The organism is Pseudomonas sp. NFACC32-1 (assembly GCF_900101215.1).
In the GTDB taxonomy this organism is placed as follows: Bacteria; Pseudomonadota; Gammaproteobacteria; order Pseudomonadales; family Pseudomonadaceae; genus Aquipseudomonas.
On sequence record NZ_FMUL01000038.1, the window covers coordinates 1 to 2949 of the forward strand.

The 2949-nt window shown below is 53.7% G+C and carries 4 protein-coding genes and 3 tRNA genes; all 7 read right to left on the minus strand.

What is annotated here, in order from left to right:
- Positions 1–125 (minus strand): GTP-binding protein (locus tag BLP99_RS25955; RefSeq protein ID WP_007925961.1); only part of this gene is annotated, 125 nt, incomplete at its 3' end.
- 84 nt (positions 126–209) lie between these two features.
- Positions 210–285: transfer RNA gene (locus tag BLP99_RS25960), tRNA-Thr, on the minus strand.
- A 26-nt stretch (positions 286–311) separates the two neighbouring features.
- Positions 312–385: transfer RNA gene (locus tag BLP99_RS25965), tRNA-Gly, on the minus strand.
- Between the two features lie 23 nt (positions 386–408).
- Positions 409–493 (minus strand) — tRNA-Tyr (locus BLP99_RS25970).
- Positions 494–635: 142 nt separating this feature from the next.
- Positions 636–1082 carry a hypothetical protein gene (locus BLP99_RS26695; RefSeq protein WP_072399300.1) on the minus strand — a complete coding sequence of 149 codons (447 nt, stop codon included), beginning with the start codon at positions 1080–1082 and terminating at the stop codon, positions 636–638.
- A 7-nt stretch (positions 1083–1089) separates the two neighbouring features.
- Positions 1090–1839 (minus strand): pantothenate kinase, encoded by a 750-nt coding sequence (locus BLP99_RS25980; RefSeq protein WP_072399302.1) that lies wholly within the window; start codon positions 1837–1839, stop codon positions 1090–1092.
- Positions 1829–2785, minus strand: coding sequence for a bifunctional biotin--[acetyl-CoA-carboxylase] ligase/biotin operon repressor BirA (gene birA / locus BLP99_RS25985; RefSeq protein WP_092182174.1), 957 nt, complete (start codon positions 2783–2785; stop codon positions 1829–1831). The genes BLP99_RS25980 and birA overlap by 11 nt, the downstream gene beginning before the upstream one ends.
- Positions 2786–2949 lie beyond the last annotated feature (164 nt).

Sequence of the window (2949 nt, forward strand, 5' to 3'; positions counted from 1 at the left end):
GAGCCGAAGACTTCGGAGCAGACACGAGTCAGAGCAGCGGTCAGCGTGGTTTTACCGTGGTCGACGTGACCGATGGTGCCAACGTTGACGTGCGGCTTATTACGTTCGAACTTTTCCTTAGCCATCGAAATCACCCCTAGGAGAAGAAATTAGCAAGTCACACCAACCATTAAAACAAAGGCAGATATTTTCATATCTGCCTTGTTATATGGAGCTCTTGAGCGGATTTGAACCGCTGACCTCACCCTTACCAAGGGTGTGCTCTACCAACTGAGCTACAAGAGCAAAACACTTTGCACAACCTGCAAACTTGGAGCGGGTAGCGGGAATCGAACCCGCATCATCAGCTTGGAAGGCTGAGGTTCTACCACTAAACTATACCCGCGGAGCTTGCAGCTCACGCTAAACTGGTGGAGGGGGAAGGATTCGAACCTTCGAAGTCGTAGACGTCAGATTTACAGTCTGATCCCTTTGGCCGCTCGGGAACCCCTCCTAAGCGAGCCGGCATTCTACATCATGCCAGCCTTCTGTCAACCATTTTCTCATTAAAAACCTGAGGTTAGATGCGTTGACAACGCTTCGCACCCTCAACCGTTAAAGGCCTTCGCTGCGAAGCGGGCGCCATTCTATGCAAACTACCCCGTGGGTGCAACCCCCTCACAAGGCATTATTTTATGTTTTAACTCATTGAATTCTTTGGAAAGGTTTTGGAGCAACATGTCATTCAACTTTACAGTACTTTCTGGCGAAACCTGGACCCAGAATCCCCCCACCTCAGGAGAACTCGAAGAAGCAGCACGAGCCACGACCCCCAAAGCTAGCAACCTCTGCTCTAGCTGCCTGGCAGTTTCTGAACGATTGAAGCCACCCAGATAGGAGCAGCTCCTTTGCGCCTCGCCTGGCCTGGCCAAATCCCTCCTTACTAGCGCATCCGCCGTTTCACTCAGAAGATGAATATCCTGCTGCGAACCACGATACAGATTCAGCGGAGTGACATCCTTAGCGCGAAGCGGGGCCTCCTGCTGATGCCAGACGTAGTAGAACGCGTTTAAAACAAGCAAGAGCAGAAAGACCCAACGCATAGGAACCTCAAGACAAAGGGCAGGCCATCGCGAGCCCGACAAATACCAAGTCCGGGACCACCCTGGCATCCGGGACAACCCCCGCAACCAGGTTGGCATCCCCTCCCGTCAGGAACACAACGAAATCCTCTCCCCAGTACTGTCGAGCCAATTCGAGCTGAGTCAGCACAAATCCCCTAAGCATCAACATGCACCCACGCTCAACCGCCTCTACAGTTGTACGCCCCGGCTCAAGACTCTCATGAGCACGTTCGGCAGCCGTATCGTCATATCGAATTCGCCGGGTATGGGTACGCAACTGATTACGCATCAAGGGCATACCTGGACAAATAAACCCTCCCAGATGCCCCCCATCTGCCGCTACGAAATCGGCCGTAATGGCCGTACCAAAATCGAGCACCAGGCAGGCACTCGAGGCAAGATGAAACCCTCCAAGTAGCGCCAGCCATCGATCCAGCCCCAATCGCTCATAATCTTCGTAGCCGTTCCTGACACCAGCCATTTCCCGGGCAGGCACTGCTCTTACGACAGAGATCCCAAAAGCGTCAACCAACGAAGAAACCAGCGACTCCGTTTCTTCTTGAGTTCGCACGCTGACAAGGCGGCACTTCGCAAGCTGGAATCTTCCCGAGCCACTCAAACTCGCCAGCAGATCAGCATCAGAACCGACTACCCCCCCATCAACAGGCGTTACGCCATCGGAGCGAAGAACACGCCACTTAATAAAGCTGTTGCCACAATCGAGCTCAAGAATCATCACGCAACCTCAGGCTGAGCTCACCACCGCTAAAGATTCTTTCCACACCATCCACCTTCAAACGCAGCGCACCCTGACGATCGACTCCCAGCACAACACCATCAATGCGATTGGCGCCGGCAACCAACGACACGGAACGCCCCTGCCACAAATGATATCGCTCCCACTCCGCCTGAAGTGCCGAAAACCCTGACGCCTGATGCAGGCTCAGATATTGGCGAAGGCTGCCGCCCAAACGCGCCACAAGCTCATTCCGATTGAAGTTTCTGCCCGTCTCAAGGCTCATGGAGGTCCATTGCTGATCCACCTCATCTGCAGACTGCATGTTCACATTGATACCGACCCCCAGAACAACGTGACAAACATCTGCTGGATCGCCAACCAGCTCAAGCAAGATACCTGCGATTTTTTTATCACCAACCAATAAATCGTTGGGCCATTTCAACCCAGCCTCCAGCACTCCCATATCACGCAATGCACGCAGAACAGCAAGGCCAACAGCGAGGCTTAGGCCTTCGACCTGGCGCATGCCGCCATCAATGCGCAATACCAAGCTGTAATAGAGATTATCGGCAAAGGGGCTGACCCACTTCCTACCACGACGACCGCGCCCAGCAGTTTGCCGCTCGGCCAGGATGAGGAATGGCGCGTGCATCCCACGCTCTATGGACCGCAATGCCTCAGCATTGGTGGAGTCGATAGCATCAAATATATGAACAGGCCAGTCACAAGACTCTTGCGCGCCAATCTCAGCCGCATTCAGAAGCTGCAATGGCTTGGCCAATTGATAACCCCTGCCCCGCACCTTATGAATGGACAAGCCAAGCTCCGCCTCCAGGTGCTGCAATTGTTTCCACACAGCACTACGGCTGATCCCGAGCGCAGCGCCTAATGCCTGCCCCGAATGGAAACGGCCATCTTTCAGAAGTTCTAGCAACGTGAGCATGCGAACGCGCCCTGATAATGAGGCCCGCATGATAGCCATGCACAAGACGGTTGCATAGAAACACAGAAGGCGCTTTCCTGAAGGCAAAACAAAACCCCTACCTGCGTCAGCAGATAGGGGTTTCGGAATTTAATCTTGACGATGACCTACTCTCACATGGGGAA

What these genes read in the sequence shown, in the direction of transcription:
- birA (WP_092182174.1), bottom strand. Translation starts at nt 2,785, where the DNA reads ATGCTCACGTTGCTAGAACTTCTGAAAGATGGCCGTTTCCATTCGGGG.
- BLP99_RS25980 (WP_072399302.1), bottom strand. Translation starts at nt 1,839, where the DNA reads ATGATTCTTGAGCTCGATTGTGGCAACAGCTTTATTAAGTGGCGTGTT.
- BLP99_RS26695 (WP_072399300.1), bottom strand. Translation starts at nt 1,082, where the DNA reads ATGCGTTGGGTCTTTCTGCTCTTGCTTGTTTTAAACGCGTTCTACTAC.